The sequence below is a fragment of the Neisseria sp. P0021.S007 genome, assembly GCF_051956855.1.
On sequence record NZ_JBQCXA010000075.1, the window covers coordinates 1 to 1,360 of the forward strand.

Sequence of the window (1,360 nt, forward strand, 5' to 3'; positions counted from 1 at the left end):
ATAACGACTTGTTCAGTATGGCTTTTTCGGCGAGGTATTCGGTATGGCCGCTGAAAAAGCCGTTGCCTGCGTGGGCATCGTTGATGATGCCTTTATGCAGCGGCGCAGTCACCATACCGGCAAACAGGCCGTCTGAAATGCCTTGATACGCCGTATCCAGCAGCCGGAGGACATACGCGGCATTGGCAGGATTGAGTTCGCCCGCCCGACACTCGGCAGCTAAGGGAATATGTAGGACTTCGAGTTCGCCCTTGGGCAACGGATCGGCCGCTTGGGCTTGAAAATCGCGCAGGATGACGGACTTGCCAAGCTGTCCGGCCCTTTGCGCCAACAGGTTTTTGTCACACAAAACAACGGGGCGGCAAGGAAGGTCGGCGAAAGCCAAATCGAGGCAGATGTCGGGGCCGATGCCGGCCGGTTCACCGGAAGTGATGGCGAGAATGGGAGCAGTCATGGTGTTTCTCGGTATGGTTTACAGTATTTAGACAACGTCAGGCAAAATGCCTGCCCTACTTTTGCAGATTAACACAAATACAAAAAGGCCGTCTGAAAACAGTTTTTGCTTGGTCAAACTGTGTTCAGACGGCCTTGTCTGTTTACCGTTTCAAATTAAGAACGACGGCCGATCATGCGGTACAAAACGTCGTGGCCTTGAATGCGGTGGACGACGACCATGGCGATGTGGCCGGCGACCAGCGCGAAGAGCAGCCAGCCGAGTTTGCCGTGCGCCATGTTACCGAGGTTGGCCATCCATTCGATTTTTTCAGGTGAACCCTGCATCACTTGGACACCGAATACTTTCAACGGGCCGCGGCCGCTACCGTATTGGCGGATCATGCCGATAACGGGAACGGCAAGCATGAGGACGTAAAGGGCAAGGTGGCCGGCTTTGGCGGCAAAGCTGTCGGCGGCAGGACGTTTGGATGCATTGAGCAAGGCCCAAACAATGCGCACGATAATCACCAGCAGCGTGATGAAACCGATGGATTTGTGCACGCCGAAGAGTGCGCCGACCCATTCTTCGCCGTCATAAATGGTCCAGATGGCGATGGTGGTCAGGATGCCGATGAAGCCGAGTACGGTCAGCCAGTGCAATGCGCGCGAGACGGTATCGTAGGTTTGGGGACGTGTAGTGGTCATAATGTTTCCTTGTTTTTGATTTATTTGATTTTTTGAAGCGGCGGATTGTATCAAAAATGCCCAACCAATTTTGTTGCCTTTTTGAAGACATTTCGTAAATGTTTGAAAATTTTGAATAAACATCAGTTTTATCCATCAGGCTGCCCAGGCCGTCTGAAAACAAGGGCAGGAATACCACCTTCTATGCCGAACTCGGGCTAAAATAGGCGTTTTTATTCTC

At 52.4% G+C, this 1,360-nt stretch carries 2 protein-coding genes; both read right to left on the reverse strand.

All coding sequences use genetic code 11. The features are described from left to right. Positions 1–454, reverse strand: a 454-nt coding sequence (locus ACTHUR_RS11185; protein ID WP_440398619.1) for a 4-hydroxythreonine-4-phosphate dehydrogenase PdxA, incomplete at its 3' end; no start/stop codon positions are given. A gap of 155 nt (positions 455–609) precedes the next feature. Further along, the gene (locus tag ACTHUR_RS11190) at positions 610–1,140 is read right to left on the reverse strand and encodes a cytochrome b (RefSeq protein WP_081948031.1); all 531 of its coding nucleotides are present in this window, start codon (positions 1,138–1,140) and stop codon (positions 610–612) included. Positions 1,141–1,360: the final 220 nt, after the last annotated feature.

What these genes read in the sequence shown, in the direction of transcription:
- ACTHUR_RS11190 (WP_081948031.1), bottom strand. Translation starts at nt 1,140, where the DNA reads ATGACCACTACACGTCCCCAAACCTACGATACCGTCTCGCGCGCATTG.